Below are 16,767 nucleotides of genomic sequence, written 5' to 3'. Positions count from 1 at the left end.
ATACGTCACCGATCGCGACCCCTTCGCGTCGGGTGATCGATCCCACCAACGCCGGGGTGTTTTCCGCATGATGGACCTCCGGGTAGAGCCGGACGAGTCCGGGGTCTGTCTGGAGTGCGGGTCGCACCTCCCGCCGCGGTTCGGTCGGGTTCACGGTGACGACGACGATCGCGCTCACCGCTGTCCCGAGTGCGATTCGTGGGTGCGGATCTGCGAGGGGAGCGCGGCCGGGAAAGACGTCGACACGCCGGACCCGCAGACGAGCCCCGCCCGCAACGCCGGCGAACCGTGGAACGGAGGGCTGTCCGGATGAGCCCCTTCGTTCGCGCGAGCCGGCTGTACGACCCCGCACAAGGACCGCGGCCGCATGTCTGCGATGCTGCCCAACTCCGCTGGGAGCGCGACGCCGAACGGGGGCGGTCCGCGTGAGTCGCAATCGGAGTGGAGAAGTCGCCGCGATCTTCACGTCGCACGGCGTTCTCGACGCGGCGACGACGATCCTCGCGGCCCGAGCAGTCGGACCGAGCGCCGAAGCGAATCCGATCATCCGCGAGTTGCTCGCGATGGGCGAGTTGTCCGCGACAGTCGCGATGCTCTCGGTGGTCGGCTTGTGTTGCGGTGCGTGGCCGGTCGCAGCCGACGCCCTGGAGGCACCCGAGTGGGTCGGGCTCTCGATCGCGGCGATCGGCGCAATGGTCGCCGCGGTGAACTTGGTGGTGGTGTTCGCGTGAGCCGCTCGCGTGGTCCCGTCTCGTCGAAGCGAGCGGGTGAGAACGCCGAAGCCGCGGTCCTCGAAGCGGTCGACGGGCTGGCATACGTTCCCGACACCGACACCGAACACGTCGACGCTCGCGCCGAGACGCTCGTCGTGCCGTCACGCGAGCTCCCGTTCGTCGGAATCTGCCTGCTCGAAGTCGGTTCACTCGTCGAAATCAAAAGCGCGATCCCGCGGCTCGCGAGCGGTCGCCGAGGCCGGTTCTACCTCCGACGCGAGCAGCACGAGCTGCTCCGGGACGCAGGCGGGAGCTACCTCTTTGCGGTGTGCGAGCCGCGGCCCGGCCGCGAGCCGGTCGCGATGAAGCTAGTTCCCGCGACCGTCGTCGACGACGCGATCACGACGTGGCGCTCGGGCGGAAACGATCGCCCCGAGTGTTCGCAGGTTGCGTGGTCACGGATCTTCCACCCGAGCGAGGTGGAGCCGTGAGTACCGCCGCTTACGGACTCCGACGACCCGCGGCGCGTTGGGAAGGAAGCCGGAAGTACGCTGCGTGCCCGCGGTGTCAGAAGGAAGTGACCGAGACGCTCGGATCGCCGGCGGTCGCGACGCTCCGGCTCGCGAACCAGAATCCGACTCGCGTCGACGGCGACGCGGTCAACGCCCGCGGGTATATCTGCGAGGTGTGTCGGTACATCCTCGCGATTGCGCCCGAGGCCGCGACTGTTGACGTTGACGACCCGACCGACGAGTCCGACCGGGCTCCGTGGGTTCGTCTCGGTGCGGTGTTTGTCGACGGGTCGAAGCGTCCGATCGTGGTCCCCCGTCGCGAGGTGAGCACGCGATGAAGACCGTTGAGACGGCCCCGCATGAGTACATGGCGAACTATGTGTACTCTGGGCTCGGGGCGTGGTTCGGGGCCGCGCGGCTTGTTGACGCGACCGGGAGCCGGCGCGGGAGCTTCACGCTCGACGGTGAGAAGTGGCGCGTCACTCTCTCGTATCAGGAATCCGGGCTCGCCCCGCCGGACGGCGGCGAGACGCCGGACGGGACGCGCGTCGACTTCGACACGCTCCGGGAGTTCCGGCTGAACGCGGTCGCCGACGACGAGGTCGGCGAGCGGAAGGTGAAGGCGCTCATTCAACCGCGGTGGCGCGGTCTCCAATCGAAGGAGGGGGGTTCGGTCGCGCGGCCGATGTGGGATCTCGGCGACGCGGTCAACGTTCGCGTGAACGCGTCGAACGTCGAGTTCGACGCGGTGGAGTCGGTGATCCGGCGCGCGGCGAGTGCGGTGACGCTTGACTCAACGTACTTCGAGAACCGCAACGACGAGTACAGCGTCGTGATCGACGCGGCGCGGTACGTCCGCGTCGACCGGGACGTGTCGGGGCCGATCCACGGCCGCGAAGGGCCGCTCGCGCGGATGGGCCACCTTCTCGAAAGCGACCGATCCGGGTATCGGAAGCTCGTTCAGGACGACACCGAGCGGGCCGGGTACTACCACACGGTGACGCTCGGGCCGAAACGCGTTCGCGAATGTTTCCCCGACCACCGGATTCCGAAGGAGTTCAAGCACTACTACGCGCGAAACGCCGAGTCGCTTCCGGATGAACACCCACTCGCGCACCCGAAGATCGAGGCGTCGTATCAGTCGAGTCGGTGGGACGAGACGCTCCGGCCGGTCGACCACGACGAGATTGCCGACGAGCTCGAGGAGGCAATCCTCGCGACGCTGAACGAGGCGGGGCTCCCCACGCAGCCGCTTGACGACGACGGACCGGGGAGCGGGCGGACGTTCGTCGAAGACGCGTACTTCGAGGCGGAGACAGTCGACCGATCACGAGTCCTGCCGCTGAACCTCGAACGCGTTGAGAGCGACCAGCGGAACGTGGTGGTGCGCCAGCTTGCCGACGGGCTCTCGCCGATCGAGTGGGACTCGCTGAAGACGCTCGTCGCGGACGGCGGCGACGTGTCGCCGGCGGAGATCGCGGAGGACCACGACTGGCACCCGGACAGCGTGCGCCGCGGACTCCGACGAATCGAGGATATGGTCGTTCGCGAGCAGGGGTCGGTGGCGTTGCGGTCGCACTACGTCGCGGAGCAGGTCGTTGAAGCGCTCGACGCGGCGCGTGAGGGCGTGCGGAACGCAATGGGGGCCGCGGCGAATGCGGTCCAAAACGCCGAGCGTGAGTCCCTCGACGAGCGTACGGACGAACTGATCGCGTTCTGCCAAGCGAACGGGATTCACATCGACGAGCGCGAGGCGCACCTCCGTGTTCGGATGGGGAACCTCGCGGATCAGTCCTGGTCGGAGTTGGTGACGCGGCTCAAGCGGTTCTGGGTCGGTGCGGGTCGCGATCCGGAGCGGCTGAAAGAGGCGGTGTCGCACTACCGGGATGCAGCGGGACCGAAGATCCGTCCGGTGCGGAGCGCTTGGGGGAAAGGTCAGACGCTCAGATAGCGCGGCCCCTCATGAGTGGCAACACTATCCAGAACCCCTTTTTGCGGCTGTTCTCGCCACTATCTACTCTCTCGACCGGCGGGTTCGGGACGATCTCGACCGCAACACAAGCGTGGATCCAGACTCGACGAGCTGCTCGTCGCCGCCGAACCGACACCGGGGGGTCGGTTGGCGGTTAGAGGTGTGGCTAAGGCCACAGATTCTAAGATACCCCACCGCCGCCGTCCATCCAGCTGCTGACCAACCGCCACCTCATGTAACGATCTTATAGAAGAACCAGCCGTAGACGAGAAAAAATGCGGCGAGCGATAAGACAGCAAAAAATGCTATTGTCGGCTTCAGGCTGAAATCTAATATGGCTATTGTTGAGAGAAATCCAGTCGCAGTAAGTAAGAAAATCATTAGAACAAGACGCTTTGCCGACTGTTCTATCTCTTTAGCTGGCGCTTCTCCCTCGGCATCATCCAAATAAAACCGGAAACTAAGGAAGACGACCGGGAGTAGCAGTGCTGTCGCTTGAACGAGTGTGAGGGCGATAGTATCAACCTCAGAGTAGTCGGACATTCACGGAGAATATGACTATATAAATACAAAACTGTATTGAACAATCCTTGGCGGATCTCTGTCGGTTAGTCGAATACTAACCAAGTCACGAATTAGTCAGCAATCTCTGACTCGTACGACAAATGGGACATAGTGGTAGATGTATTTACCTGATCGACGCTAACGTTAATACACATACCACATCTGGTTGCTACAAAAGAACTCTATGTACTGGAATAAGGAAAATCTGGATGAACTAATACGTTTTGCGATTGAGGGTAGCGCAGCAGAGTTGGGCTCACCAATTCATTTTGTAGCTAAAGCCGACCTGAACTCTGGCGAGGTGATGGAAGAAATAAATGAAGAACTTCGCGCAAACGGGTTCGATTACGCCTCAATCAGACCGTATAGAGAACGCAATTACTACGATGTCCAGTCGGAAGAAGTACTACCTATCGCAGAGGAGCAATATGTCAGATATAAGGAAGTGATGCTCTACTGTATAAATATTCTAACAGAATATCCATTTGCGATGGTTGTCCATCCGGACAAAGCGAGTTGGAAAATCGCAACGCGAGCTGACTTAAACACACGGACTGCTAAGGAATATCTATATTCGTACTATTCGGAAACTGCCCGTGCTATATCTGAATTGATTGAGTCCGAGTACAACGCCGATGAAATCCAAAATCTCTATTCTGACGTGCGCAGCGGCGGTCCAGCTATAGAATACTGGCAAAAGGCATCTGTGGGGGATGTTGATTTACACCCTGTTGAATTCATGTCTATAGCAGATCTCAAGGAAATAGTTGCCGATGTGAAGTCCCTTCGTGACGACCTCGGATTTTCCTCAAAAACGAAATGTAGGGAGGCATTTGATTTAGTCGAAAAGTACAGAAACAAGACAATGCATGGATACCGGACAATGATTCTAGATAAGGATGATGTTAGAGAGCTTGCTGAGTCTTTGGAAATAGCAAGTAATATGACAGTCCGAGCAGGCGGTGATGAACCCGGATTCGAGATACCTCCGTAAGTTTCCTACACCGTCCGGAACATTCTAGAGCAGTAGGCCGACTGTTAGATCAAATGAATCACCCAGTATCGCTTACGGTCTTAGTGTTGACGCAGGAAGTTGTGCTTCCAGAGAGTGGCTTCGGTGGTGTGTCTCGCCGGGATTCGTCCAGTTCGTGATATCTAAATCCCGAGCCCTCACCGTCCGCGACGACACGACAGTTATCCCTCTCCCTTCCGCTCGGTACCACACGAGCGCGTAGCCGCCATCAGCGTCCCCGAGCGCCCGGTGCTGGTCCTCCCAGAAATTGAAGGTCGGTCAACCATCGACCCCTTCACGTCCCACGGGCGGCCGTCCTCGTCGCTCGCGTCGAACTTGGGCCCGTCCACGACCGGATAGTCGAGCGTGAGCGGGTCGCGGTCCGTCGCCCACGGCTCGACGGGCTTCCCGTGCCGACCGCCCCGCTCTCACTCGTCGACCGGGCGGACCTCCTCGACGACCCCGGTCCCGTACGACCTCGACGTCCCGTCCGCGAGGTCGAACATGTACATGCTCCCGACGAACTCGTAATCGACGACCGGGAGCTCCGACGTCTGCTCGCCGTCGTACTCCTCTTCGCTCGTGAGCACCGCGACGTGCGTGTGTTCAGTGGCCACGCATACCGTAAGCGTGTGAGACGGATAACTGTTCGACCCCTCGCACGCGTCCGCTCCGAGGAGGGCTCCGGTCGACGGCCGGGCGTTCGCGCTACTCGCGGACGACGCTGTCGGTCAGCCAGCACCCGTCGAGTTCGCCGCGTCGTCGGCGCGACAGCTCGAACGCGTACGTGACGGTGCGGCCGTCGGACCCGGTCAGCGTGACGCGCTGCGCGGCGCTGTCGGCTTCGCGCTCGACCGGGCCCGTCACCGCTTCGACGTGGTCGATCATTGGCGCGTACCGCGGGTTGTTCACCATCCGCCGGAAGCGGTCGAACGGCCCGGTCGCCCGCCTGTTCGCCGGCGACGCAAAGTTGTACGCGACCCCGATGCCGGCGTCCTCGAACGGGTCGTCGTTGGCCGCGAGCGCCTCGAGCTGAAGCGCGACCACCTCCTCGGCGTCGTACGCCGGGTCCGGTTCCGGGAGTCCCGATATCGGATATTCTTCGGACATCTGAACACGTGTATCAGGGCCGCGAGCGGCATTAATCGTCCGCCGCGGCCGAAGCCGGCCGCCGACCGCCACCGGCCGTCGACCGCCACCGGCCGACGAGCGCCGCCGCTCCGACCTCACGACGGACGGGCATCACAGCGTGACGTCGACGCCGGCACCGGCCTCGACGGCCCGTCGGTAGACGGTCTCGGCCGCGGCGGCGTCCAACGCGGCGGAGCCGACGCTCAAGACCACCACCACCTCGTCGGGAGCCGCCCGGGCGTCCGCCGCCGTCAGGGGGACGCCCAGTTCGGTGAGGTCGCCTTCGTCGGCGTCGCTCGCGAGGACGTCACCGGTTTCGGCGGCTTCCGCGGGCACGTCCGCGAAGAGGCGCTCCGCACGTTCGAGGACGGACGGGGCGAGTTCCTGTATCTCCGCGGTGAACGCCCCGACGGCGACGACGAGACAGCCGTCACCGAGCGCGTCGGGCGGAAAGACGGGTTCGGTCGCGGTCGTGGCGGTCACGACCACGTCGGCACCGTCGACGGCCAGCCCGGGCGTTTCGACCGCGCGCGCCGGGATCCCCTCCTCGCTCAACGCCGTCGCACACGCCTTCCGCGAGTCGCTCGGCGAGTATATCCGCACGTCCGAGAGGCTCCGGACCGTCCCGATCGCTCGCGTCTGCCACCGCGCCTGCGCCCCCGCACCGATGACCCCCAGCGTGAGCCCGTCCCCGCCCGTGTCCGGTGCCAGTTCGCGGACCGAAACCGCACCGATACAGCCGGTCCGGGCGTTGGTGACCGTCGTTCCGCCCATGAACGCGACCGGAAGGCCCGTTCGAGCCGCTGTCAGCACGATCTGCGCGTTGATCGTCGGGAGGTCCCGTTCGGGGTTTCCCTCGTGGACCCCGACGAGCTTCGTGGCGTAGTGGTCCGCCCCGTGAACGTACGCGGGCATCGCGATGCCGGTTCCGAGGGCCTCGTCCCCGTCGAGCCCCGCGCCGACGGGGAAGTGCGGTCGGCGTGGCCGTTCGACCTCGCCCGCGGCCTGTTTGCCCAACGCGTCGGCCACCACGTCGACGAGCCCCGCCAGATCGAGGTGTCGCTCGACCGCCGCTTCGGAGAGTACGAGAACCATGTGCGGGGCGTCGCTCGCCGACGACTTAGGCTGAGCGGCGGCATGGCTTTTACCGCCGGGGCGAGAGGGCGCGGTATGGACGTACTCGTGATCGGCGGGGGGATCGTCGGGCTCGCCGCCGCGCACTCGCTGGCCGACCGCGGCGCGGACGTGACCCTCGTCGAAGCGGGCTCGCTCGGAGGCGGGAGCACGGGCCGTTCGGCGGGCGGGATCCGGTCGCAGTTCTCCTCGCGGGTGAACGTCGAACTCTCGCTCGCCAGCAAGCGCGTCTGGGACACCTTCGAGGAACGGTTCGGCGTCGACATCGGGTTCCGAAAGAACGGCTACCTGTTCCTCGCGCGCGGCGAAGCGACCGCCGAGCGGTTCCGCGAGAACGTCGACGTACAGCGCGACCTCGGCGCGGAGAGCGAACTGCTCACGCCCGCGGCGGCGACCGACTACTGTCCGGGGCTCGACCCGGAGCCGTTCGTCGCGGCGACGTACAACCCCGAAGACGGGTTCGCCGACCCGAACCTCGCCGTCCAGGGATACGCGGAGGCCGCTCGCGAGTTGGACGTCGACATTCGGACGCGGACGACCGTCACGGCGGTCCACCACGACGACGACCGCGTCGTCGGTGTGAGTCTCCGAGGAAGGGATGCGACGGGATCCGAACGGCACGACGCGGACTGCGTCGTCAACGCGGCGGGCGCGTGGGCGGCGCAGATCGGAGCGATGGCGGGGGTCGACCTCCCGATCGCCCCTCGGCGGCGGCAAGTCGCCGTCACGAGCCCGGCGCGGCCGGTCCCCGAGTCGGTCCCGCTGACGGTCGACCTCGAGACGGGGTCGTACTTCCGCCCCGAGCGGGACGGCGTCGCGCTCGTCGGCGGGTACTTCGACGGGGCCGACCCCGACCGAGACCCCGACGCGTACGACGAGTCGATGGACATCGAGTGGGCGGCGCGCGCCGTCGAAAGCGCCGCCGAGTACGCGGCGTACTTCGGTCCCGACACGCGGGTGAAACGGGGCTGGGCCGGGCTGTACGCGGTCACGCCCGACCACCACCCGATCGTCGAGGAGAGCGTCCCGGGCCTCGTGACCGCGGCCGGGTTCTCCGGGCACGGGTTCCAACACGCCCCCGCTTCCGGGCAAGTCGTCGCCGACCTCGTCGGCGGCGGCGAGACGGACCTGATCGGCGCGTCCCTTTCGCGGGCCCGGTTCGAACGCGGCGAGGCGCTCGACGAAGGAAACGTCGCCTGACGCCGCGCCCGAAAGCGAGCGTTTACGTCGGGACGCGCCAACCACGATCCAACACACATGGTAGCTAGCGACACTCGATCGGTCGACGAACTCGAACGATGCGTCGAGGCGATCGACGCGACGGACCCGGCCGAGCGGAGCGCGGACGACCACGCGCGATTGATCGACGCCTTGGTCGCGCTCGCCGACGCCTACGGCGGGCGCGGCGCGTTCGACGCCGAGGCCGAGACGATCGAGCGGTTGGACCGGCTCCGCCGCCGCGACGAGGCCGACGACGTCGCGGTCCACCTCGCCAACGCCCTCGCGAACGCGACGAGCGTGCGGGGCCGCGACGACCTCTACGAGACCGCGATCGACCCCGGCCGCATCGAGGCGTACCGAGACCGGATCGAAGCGCTGTACGACCGCCGCCCCGAGCCGGCGATCGCGGCGCCGCTGGCCCGGGCGACCGCCGAGACGATCCACGCGAACGGGAAGGGGGACCGTCGCGGCCGGATCGAACCCCTCTTGGACCGCCTCGAAACGGTGTACGACGCCCACTCCGAGCCGGACGTCGCCGCCGCGCTGTTGCGGGCGTACGCCCACGCGGAACTGTACCTCGGCGGGGAACGCGGCGGCGAGGGCGAGGAGGCCGCCGACGTCCCGCTGGGAGGTGACGACGCGACCGACACCGGCGACCGCTCTCCCGGACCCTCGGCCGGCGACGACCGCGTCGCTCGCGCGGAGGAGCTGTTCCGCACCCACCCGGACGGCGACGTCGCCGCGGGCCTCGCCGGCGTCCTCGCCGGACGGACGAACGCCGACGCCAAGCGCACCGACGTGGAAGCGATCGAGGACCGGATCGGTCGGATCGAAGCCCTCGCCGACCGGTACCCGGCCCAAGAGGAGCCGATAACCCGCTGGCTCCCGGTCGCGACGGCGAACGCCGCGCGCGCCGGCTTCGAGGCGGCCGACGTCGGTCGGGTCGAACACTGGGCCGGCGAGACGGTCGCGCACCACGAGCGGCTCTCGACGCCGTCGAGCGCGACGTGGGCGGCGGTGGCGACGTTCTTCTCCGCGCGGACCTCGTTCTTCGACGGCGACATCGAAGCGGGCGAGACGAAGCTCGAACGCCTCGAAGAACTCGAACGGCGGTACGAGAACCCGGTCTTCGCACACTGGCTCGGCCGAGCCATGTTCGACGCGGCCCGGAGCTACGTCGAGACGGACCGGTCCGAACGGGCGCGCGAGATGGTCGCGGCGCTGTCCGAGTTCGCCGTCGGCCACGAGGACCGCGAGGAGATCGAGGCGGGGCTGGAGGCGCTCCGCTCGCACGCGCCGCACCTGTTCGACGAGTCCGACGGCGCGGTCGACGAGGCCGCCGACTCGGTCGAGGTGACCGCCGGGCCGGTCGCCACTGCGGACACCGCGGACACCGTGGACACTGCGGACACCGCGGACGAAACGCGGGGCGAGACGGGTTCGGTCGGTGCCTCTCCCGAAGTGGACGAGACGCTCGACGCACCCGGCGAGAGCGAGGCCGCCGCGGTCGACCGAGACGGTTCGACGGTCGCCTCGACTGACGACGAGCCGACGGACGACACATCGACGGACGCGCCGGGCTGCGGGAACTGCGGCGACGACGGCTGCGGGAACTGCGGCGCGGACGACGAACTGATGGAGCCGGCGTCCGGTCCGGTGCTCGCCGCCGTCGGTGCGGCGGTGGTCCTCGTCGGCCTCTCCGTCGCGTACACGCTGTACCGGGCGCAGCGCGCGCTCCGGAACTCGCTCGGGTCGCAGTGACGGCGGAGTTCCCGCCGTCGCCGTCCGGCTGACCGTCGGCGCGAACGCCGACGCGCCGCGGCCGCCGCCGACTCCCGTCTCGCAATGGCATAGACTATCCGTGCGGCACCGTTCGAGACGGTATGCCGATAGCTACTGGCGACGCTGTGACGCTGGAGTACACGGGCCGACTCGACGACGACACGGTCTTCGACACCTCTCGGGAGTCCGTCGCCGAGGAGACGGGCCTCGCCGAGGCGCAACCCGACAGAGAGTACGCGCCGTTGACGGTCGAGATCGGCGCCGAGCAGGTCATCGAGGGGATGGAAGAGGGACTGATCGGCCTCGAAGCGGGGGAGACCGAGACGCTGACGATCCCGCCCGAGAAGGCCTACGGCGAACCGAGCGACGAGCACGTTCAGGAGTTCGAAACAGCGGAGTTGGAGGAGATGCTCGGCGGCCAGACGCCGGAGGAGGGCTCGTATCTCGAGGCCCAGAACGGGAGTCAAGGAGAGGTCACGCACGTCGACGAGGACGTCGTCCGCGTGGATTTCAACCCCCGCCTCGCCGGCGAAACGCTGACGTTCGACGTCGAGATCGTCGACGTCAACTGAGCTCGACCCGAGCCGTCGACGGCCGCCGCGCGCGGACTGCCGTATCTTGGGAACGGCCCGCACGATTTATACTTGTCTGGCCGACAGTTCCGTTGTGAACGACGAGCTCTTCGAACGCATCCTCGTCCCGATAGCGGACCCCGAAGACGCGGAGGCGACGGCGCGCGCGGTTCGGCCGCACCTCGACGCGGGGACCACGCTCATCGTGACGCACGTCACGCGTGGGACGGACGCCGAGACGACGATCGAGACCGGTCGAGACCAGTTCGCCGGTGCGACATATGAGACGTTCTCGGACATCCTCTATCGCCGCGACCTCCAGTTCGAGTGGGTGACGCTCGCGGCGCGCGAGGTCGCGGAGGCGCTGATCGACGCGGTCGAGATGACCGAGGCGACGCTCGTCGCCTTCACGCCGCGAGACATCGACGCGTGGGAGCGGACGCTGGCGGGCGACCCCGGGAATCGGCTCATTCGCGAGGCGGACGTCCCGGTGATGGTCTTCCCCAACGAGCAGCCCTGAGCCGGCGTCTCGCCCCCGATCCCGGCGTCTCAGGCGGCGGTGCGCCGCGGGGGCAGCCGGTCGAGCTACCCGTCCGCGAGCGCGTCTCGGACCGCCGTCTCAACAGAGGTCTGCTCGATCGGTACGACCGACTGGAGGTCTCGGTCCGCGTCGACGGTGACGGGGTTCCGCATGCTCTCGACCAGCGGTCGGGCGATGGCGTACTGGACGTCAGTCGTCAGCCGGAGCCAGTGCGAGGACAGCGCCGGTGACATCACCGGAACCGGCACGATGAGGACGCGCTTTCCCTTGCGCTCGGCGGTCAGCTTCAGCAGCGACTCGTACGACCACACGGTCGGCGCACCGATGTCGTAGATGCCGCCGCGGGTCTCGTCGGCGTCGAGCACGCCGACGAGGTAGGCGACCGCGTCCGCGATGCCGATCGGCTGGCACGGCGTTCGGACCCACTTCGGAACGGTCATCACCGGCAGCCGATCGGTCAGGTCGTCGACGATGCGGAAGCTCGCGCTCCCGGCACCGATGATGATCGCCGCGCGGAGCACGGTCAGGTCGAAGTCGCCCGCTTCGAGCACGGACTCGACCTCGCGGCGCGACGCGAGGTGGGGCGAGAGATTCCGCTCGTCGCCGCTGATGCCGCTGAGATACACCACCCTGTCGACGCCGGCCGCCGACGCCAGCTTTCGGAACCGACGGGCGTACGTCCGGTCCAGTTCGGCGAAGTTCTTCGCCGTCAGCGAGTGGATCAGGTAGTACGCGGCGTCGACGTCCTCGCAGAGGCCCGCCACCGACATCGGGTCGCCGAGGTCGCCTTCGAACACTTCGACGCCGTCCGGGAACGTCGACCGACTCGCGCTCCGAGAGAACGCGACGACGTCGTGGCCGGCCGCGTGTAGCGCCTCCGTGAGCCGCGTGCCGACGAACCCGGTCGCCCCGACGATGAGAATCCGCATACCGGTCGGTACGGGCCCTATTGGCAAGGATGTTGGGTCGACCGACGAACTCCGAACCCGGTGGGAGCCCGGACCGGCTCCGGGATGCCCGGCGGGCGTCCGCCTCGGCGCGATCGGATGTACTCCCGCGTTCGAACCGATCGACGGCGACCGTCGGCGTGGTGTACGCGCCACGAACGCTTACGTGGCTTCCGCCACACACGTTTTTCATGGAACTATCCCCGGATCTGCGCGGACGAACGGTCCTCGTGACGGGCAGCGCGAGGCGGGTCGGACGAGAGCTGCTCCTGTCGATCGCCGACTGCGGTGCGGACGTCGTCGTCCACTACAACGAGAGCGAGGCGGCGGCGACCGCGACGGCAGAGGAGGTCCGCGACGCCGGCGGCGTCGCGATCACCGCCCAAGGGGACGTCACCGACCCGGAGTCCGTCGACGAGCTGTTCGAAACGGTCGAGTCGGAGCTCGGCCCGGTGGACGCCCTCGTCAACAACGTCGGCGACTTCGACGCCCGTCACTGGAGCGAGATAGAGTGGGAGTCGTGGCGGAACGTGGTGGAGACGACGTTCTACGGGACCGTGCTGTGCTCCCGGCGCGCCGTCCCGGCGATGCGCGAACAGGGGTGGGGGCGGATCGTCAACATCGGGTTCGCCGACAGCGACCGGATGCACGCCCACCCGGTGAACTTCCCGTACTTCGTCGCGAAGACGGGCGTGCTCATGTTCACGCGCATGCTCGCGGCGGACACCCGAGACGACGGGATCACGGTCAACGCCGTCTCCCCGTTCGCCGTCTCGAACACGGAGGCGGGCGTCGAGGACTTCCCGCGGGGGCGTGCGGCGGCGTTCGAGGACGTGGCCGCCCCGCTTCGGTTCTTCCTGAGCGACGCGGCCGACTACATCAGCGGCGAGAACATTGCCGTCGACGGCGGTCGAATGCCCGAGTTCGACGGGTGACCGCGGCGAGCTCGGCGGCGAGACGACCGGTCGGTCGCGACGCCGCGTCGGCCGACGCGGGAGGGGATCGGTGACGCGTCGTCGCGCGTCTACTGCGCCGCCGACCGCGTCCCGTCGCCCGCGTCGACCGACGGGGAGCGCACCGCGTCCCACCCGATGAGACAGGCCTCACAGAGGTAGTACGCGAACCCGTCGACGTCCCGGTGCGTGAGCGTGGCGTCGATGCCGCATCTCTCGCAGTTCATGCCAGCCCAGAACCCCAAGGAGATTATATGTCTTCTGTTCTCGCTCGTATCTGTGATAATTCGTTATGGAACCGACGAAACGGAAATTCCGCCGGACGAGACCCGACGCCGCCGTCCGCCCGCCGCTCACCGCAGCGCGTCGAGGTCGAACTCGAAGGCGGCGACCGGCACCTCGAGGTCGTGCTCGACGAGCACCGCCGGGTGGAGTTCGCCGATCACGCCGACGCGCGCGCCGTCGATCACGACGTCGGCGGCGCGCCCCTCGATGAACGTCGGGTGTTCGGTCCGCGGGGTCTCTAACTCGGCGTCGAAGTCGGCACAGAGCGCTTGGAGTCGCCCCTTCGCGGCCTCGTAGGAGGCGTCTCGCCGCGCGACCGCGCCGGCGACGCGCCGCGACTCGGCGACGTTCGTGTCCGCCGCGTCGTCGCGCTCGGCGACGAAGCCCACCTCGGCGACGTCCTGCGGGTAGGCGTTGTGCGTGTTCCGCTCCAGCAACATCACGAGCGACGGGAGCGCCCACGTGCGAAGCTGGGTGTACTCCTCGCTGTACGGCTCCGTGATCCGTACCGGGTCGCCGCCGCCGAAGACGCCCGCCCCGTCGACCGCGGCGCCGCCGGTCCCCGGCTCCACGCGCATCCGGTCGAAGTTCTCGGTCCCGCTCGTCATGTGGAAGTTGAGGAGGTCCTCGAAGCCGAGTCCGACGAGGCTCGTGCGGACCGCGTCCTCCAGCCGCGAGCGCTCGTGCCGCCCGCCGACGGTGCCGACGTCGGGGTAGCGCGGCTCCAAGTTGTCGAAGCCGTACGCGCGCCCCACGTCGTCGACGAGGTCGAGCGGGTGGAGCACGTCGACGCGATACGGCGGGATCTCCACCTCGTAGCGCACGTCCTCGCCGAGGGTGTAGGAGGCGTCGAGCCCCGCGCGCTCGAAGCAGTCGACGACCTCCTCCGGCTCGAAGTCGACGCCGAGCAGCGTCTCGATCCGGTCGTGCGACACCGCCTTCTCGTCGACGTCGAGGTTCGGCCGGACGAGCTCCGCGCCGTACTCGCTCGGGTGCGTCGCGCCGTCCGCGTAGTTCACTTCGATCTCCTCGATCGTCGCGCCGCGGGCCGACAGGGCGTAACAGATGATGTTACACATCCGGTCGATGGTCCACTGGTCGGTGCCGGTGAGCTCGACGAGGAGCTCCCGGGAGCCGGTGGTCACCTCGGTGCGCTTCCCGTTGATCACCGGCGGGAACGAGAACAGGCCGAGCTCGTCGTAGATCGCGGGGTAGCGGTCGAGGTCCGCGACGAGGTCGGCGTACGTCTCGCCCGTGGCGTGCTCGTCCAAGACCTCGGCCGGGCTCAGCTCGTCGTTCGCGTCCAGCGGCACGAACGTGTCGCCCTCGGGGTCGACGCCGCGGTACGTGATCGTCGGCTCCGCGCCCTCCTGGAGCGGCGCGCCCTTCACCATCGCGAGGTCGTGGATGCCGATGGCACCCTTCGCGCGGCCGCGCCCCATCGTCGCGTGGAGCTTCTCTTGGAGCTGGATCAGCGACTCCAGCGCCGCCTCGTCGAGGTCGAGGCCGCGGACCACGGCCCCCGTGACGTACGGGCGCTCGTCGGGCACCGACTCGTCGACCTCGACGGTCCACTCGGGGTCGTTCGTGTTCGGCACGTAGACGCCGCGCGCGTCGCCGTAGTGGTAGCGCAGCGAGCGGGCGACCCCCTCGACGGAGAGCCGGTCGAGCCGGTCGGGCGCGAACTCGAACTGGTACATCCCGTCGTCGGTCTCGCCCTCGAACTCCAAGCCGAGCCCGAACAGGTCCGCCTTCAGCTCCGCGTCCCCTTTCTCCTCGTGTCCGGTGAGCTCGCGGAGCTCCGCCGGATCGACGTCGACGACGGGCATCAGTAGCTCACCTCCGCGTTCCGCAGGAAGTCGATGTCGGCCAGGGTCCCGTGGAGGTCGCGGATGTCCTCCGCGCCGGTGGTGAGCATCGCGAGCCGCTCCAAGGCGAGCCCCCACGCCATCACGTCGCAGTCGACGCCGAGCGGCCCGGTGACCTCCTCGCGGAAGACGCCGGAGTTGCCGATCTCGATCTCCTCGCCCGTCTCCGGGTGTTCGCCGAACAGCTCGAAGGAGGGCTCGGTGTACGGGTTGTAGTGGGGTTTGAACCGGATGTCCGTGATGCCGAACTGGCGGTAGAACTCCTCGAAGGTGCCCATTAGGTCGCGCACCGAGAGGTCCTCGGCCATCACCCACCCCTCGATCTGGAAGAACTCGAGGAGGTGCGTCGGGTCGAGGGTGTCGTTGCGGTACACCTTCTCGACCGAGAAGTAGCGCTGCGGGGGCTCCAGCTCCGCGCCCGCGACGCCGGAGAGGTAGCGCATCGACAGCGAGGTGGTGTGGCCGCGGAGCGCGACCTCGCGGGCGAAGTCCTGCGACCACGGCGAGTGGTAGCCGTCGCCGTCGAGCCCCCAGCCGTCGCGGTGGGCGGCCTCGACGCGGGCCATCAGTTCGTCCGGGATCGACTCCATCGGGTCCACGTCGAGCGCGAACCGGTCCCAGTGGGTCCGCGCCGGGTGGTCCTGCGGCATGAACAGGCAGTCGTTGATCCAGAAGTCGGCGTCGGCGTGGGGGCCCTCCATCTCCTTGAACCCCATGCCGACGAGGACGTCCTTCACGCGGTCGGCGGTCCGCCGGAGGACGTGCTTGCGGCCGCCGCGGGCCGTCTCCGCCTCGGCCTCGACGTTGTACTCGGCGAACTCGGCGTCGCGCCACTCGCCGCTGGCGAGGAGTTCGGGCGTGAGCGCGCCCACCGTCTCGGTCGCCTCGACGCCGGTCATCAGCGCGTCGACGCCCTCGTCGGTGAGCGTCACCGTGCGCGTGACCGACTCCGCGACCGCGAGCAGCCCCCGCGAGTCGAGCCGATCGATCACCGCCTCGTCGGCGTCGAGCGCGTCCGCGCCGAGACCCTCCTCGTCGGCGTCCGCGAGCGCGGCGAGCGCCGTCGCCTCCGGGTCGGCGTCCGGGTCGGCGTCCGGGTCGACCGAGAGGTCGCCGCCGTCGACGCGTCCGAACCCCTTCCGCGCGAAGTTCGCGAGCGCGATGTCGACCTCCGGGCCGTCCAACTCGGCCTCGCCGATGACCGCGCCCATCGAGACCGGTTCGGCGTCGGCCCCCGCGTCGCGGCCGGCGCGGTAGAGCCGCGTCTCGGGGAGCCCCTCGTCGACGTAGCGCCGCCCCTCGTCGGTGAGCGCGAGGGTCTCGTCGGCCACCGACCCGACCTCCACGAGCCCCTCGTCGGCGAGGTCGAAGGCCGCACCGGCGGCCGTCTCCGGCTTCAGGTCCGCCGCCGCGGCTATCTCCGCCACCGTCCGTTCGTCCGTCGCGCTCGCGGCCTCGAGGACCGCGAGCTGTCGTTCCGGGAGTCGCATTCGAGTTGTCTCTACACGCGTGCGGCTGGTTGGTAACGGTTCCGGGACCGGAGCGCCGCCGAGAAATCAA

General features: G+C 67.8%; 19 protein-coding genes. 11 read left to right on the top strand and 8 right to left on the bottom strand.

Features of this window, described 5'->3' with window-relative positions; translation table 11 throughout:
• Positions 1–70 precede the first annotated feature (70 nt).
• The 5 genes from C464_RS15105 (at position 71) to C464_RS15085 (ending at position 3,176) form a co-directional block, all read left to right on the top strand.
• Positions 71–313, top strand: a complete 243-nt coding sequence (locus C464_RS15105; protein WP_006114624.1) for a DUF7563 family protein — start codon at positions 71–73, stop codon at positions 311–313.
• Positions 314–425: 112 nt separating this feature from the next.
• Complete coding sequence (locus tag C464_RS15100; protein ID WP_006114623.1) at positions 426–731, top strand: hypothetical protein; 306 nt, start codon at positions 426–428, stop codon at positions 729–731.
• The gene (locus tag C464_RS15095) at positions 728–1,204 is read left to right on the top strand and encodes a hypothetical protein (protein ID WP_006114622.1); all 477 of its coding nucleotides are present in this window, start codon (positions 728–730) and stop codon (positions 1,202–1,204) included. The genes C464_RS15100 and C464_RS15095 overlap by 4 nt, the downstream gene beginning before the upstream one ends.
• A complete protein-coding gene (locus C464_RS15090) occupies positions 1,201–1,563 on the top strand; it encodes a hypothetical protein (protein ID WP_049911226.1) in 363 nt (120 codons plus the stop codon). The genes C464_RS15095 and C464_RS15090 overlap by 4 nt, the downstream gene beginning before the upstream one ends.
• The gene (locus C464_RS15085) at positions 1,560–3,176 is read left to right on the top strand and encodes a DUF7845 domain-containing protein (RefSeq protein ID WP_006114619.1); all 1,617 of its coding nucleotides are present in this window, start codon (positions 1,560–1,562) and stop codon (positions 3,174–3,176) included. Before C464_RS15090 ends, C464_RS15085 begins: the two co-directional genes overlap by 4 nt.
• 252 nt (positions 3,177–3,428) lie before the next feature.
• Here the strand turns inward: C464_RS15085 and C464_RS15080 are convergent, their stop codons facing one another.
• Entirely contained in the window at positions 3,429–3,740 is a 312-nt protein-coding gene (locus C464_RS15080; RefSeq protein WP_006114618.1) for a hypothetical protein, read from the bottom strand.
• Between the two features lie 205 nt (positions 3,741–3,945).
• Between C464_RS15080 and C464_RS18620 the strand changes: the two genes are divergently transcribed.
• Positions 3,946–4,755, top strand: coding sequence for a hypothetical protein (locus tag C464_RS18620; protein ID WP_152420964.1), 810 nt, complete (start codon positions 3,946–3,948; stop codon positions 4,753–4,755).
• 446 nt (positions 4,756–5,201) lie between these two features.
• Here the strand turns inward: C464_RS18620 and C464_RS19320 are convergent, their stop codons facing one another.
• The 3 genes from C464_RS19320 to C464_RS15065 form a co-directional block, all read right to left on the bottom strand.
• Positions 5,202–5,390 (bottom strand): hypothetical protein, encoded by a 189-nt coding sequence (locus C464_RS19320; RefSeq protein ID WP_006114617.1) that lies wholly within the window; start codon positions 5,388–5,390, stop codon positions 5,202–5,204.
• Positions 5,391–5,481: 91 nt separating this feature from the next.
• Positions 5,482–5,883: a DUF4864 domain-containing protein gene (locus C464_RS15070; RefSeq protein ID WP_006114616.1), complete on the bottom strand. Its 402-nt coding sequence runs from the start codon at positions 5,881–5,883 to the stop codon at positions 5,482–5,484.
• Positions 5,884–6,015: 132 nt separating this feature from the next.
• Entirely contained in the window at positions 6,016–6,999 is a 984-nt protein-coding gene (locus C464_RS15065; RefSeq protein WP_006114615.1) for an ornithine cyclodeaminase family protein, read from the bottom strand.
• A 75-nt stretch (positions 7,000–7,074) separates the two neighbouring features.
• Between C464_RS15065 and C464_RS15060 the strand changes: the two genes are divergently transcribed.
• The 4 genes from C464_RS15060 to C464_RS15045 all read left to right on the top strand — a co-directional run bounded on the left by C464_RS15060 (position 7,075) and on the right by C464_RS15045 (position 11,133).
• Positions 7,075–8,238: an NAD(P)/FAD-dependent oxidoreductase gene (locus C464_RS15060; protein WP_006114614.1), complete on the top strand. Its 1,164-nt coding sequence runs from the start codon at positions 7,075–7,077 to the stop codon at positions 8,236–8,238.
• A gap of 57 nt (positions 8,239–8,295) precedes the next feature.
• A complete protein-coding gene (locus tag C464_RS15055) occupies positions 8,296–10,020 on the top strand; it encodes a hypothetical protein (RefSeq protein ID WP_006114613.1) in 1,725 nt (574 codons plus the stop codon).
• A 122-nt stretch (positions 10,021–10,142) separates the two neighbouring features.
• Positions 10,143–10,613, top strand: coding sequence for an FKBP-type peptidyl-prolyl cis-trans isomerase (locus C464_RS15050; protein WP_275039723.1), 471 nt, complete (start codon positions 10,143–10,145; stop codon positions 10,611–10,613).
• A gap of 94 nt (positions 10,614–10,707) precedes the next feature.
• Entirely contained in the window at positions 10,708–11,133 is a 426-nt protein-coding gene (locus C464_RS15045; RefSeq protein ID WP_006114611.1) for a universal stress protein, read from the top strand.
• A 65-nt stretch (positions 11,134–11,198) separates the two neighbouring features.
• On the opposite strand, the gene C464_RS15040 is transcribed toward C464_RS15045, so the two are convergent.
• Positions 11,199–12,083: an NAD(P)H-binding protein gene (locus C464_RS15040; RefSeq protein WP_006114610.1), complete on the bottom strand. Its 885-nt coding sequence runs from the start codon at positions 12,081–12,083 to the stop codon at positions 11,199–11,201.
• A 209-nt stretch (positions 12,084–12,292) separates the two neighbouring features.
• Between C464_RS15040 and C464_RS15035 the strand changes: the two genes are divergently transcribed.
• Positions 12,293–13,036 carry an SDR family NAD(P)-dependent oxidoreductase gene (locus C464_RS15035; protein WP_049911225.1) on the top strand — a complete coding sequence of 248 codons (744 nt, stop codon included), beginning with the start codon at positions 12,293–12,295 and terminating at the stop codon, positions 13,034–13,036.
• 89 nt (positions 13,037–13,125) lie between these two features.
• Here C464_RS15035 and C464_RS19315 read toward each other — a convergent pair whose 3' ends face one another.
• The 3 genes from C464_RS19315 to pheS all read right to left on the bottom strand — a co-directional run bounded on the left by C464_RS19315 (position 13,126) and on the right by pheS (position 16,697).
• Complete coding sequence (locus C464_RS19315; protein WP_167539342.1) at positions 13,126–13,281, bottom strand: hypothetical protein; 156 nt, start codon at positions 13,279–13,281, stop codon at positions 13,126–13,128.
• Positions 13,282–13,407: 126 nt separating this feature from the next.
• Entirely contained in the window at positions 13,408–15,168 is a 1,761-nt protein-coding gene (gene pheT, locus C464_RS15030) for a phenylalanine--tRNA ligase subunit beta (protein WP_006114608.1), read from the bottom strand.
• The gene (pheS, locus tag C464_RS15025; RefSeq protein WP_006114607.1) at positions 15,168–16,697 is read right to left on the bottom strand and encodes a phenylalanine--tRNA ligase subunit alpha; all 1,530 of its coding nucleotides are present in this window, start codon (positions 16,695–16,697) and stop codon (positions 15,168–15,170) included. The genes pheT and pheS overlap by 1 nt, the downstream gene beginning before the upstream one ends.
• Positions 16,698–16,767 lie beyond the last annotated feature (70 nt).

Origin of the sequence: Halorubrum coriense DSM 10284, from assembly GCF_000337035.1 — an archaeon.
Classification (GTDB): Archaea; Halobacteriota; Halobacteria; order Halobacteriales; family Haloferacaceae; genus Halorubrum; species Halorubrum coriense.
The sequence above is the reverse complement of the archived record's forward strand: the minus strand, read 5'-3'. Positions and strand labels throughout refer to the sequence as shown.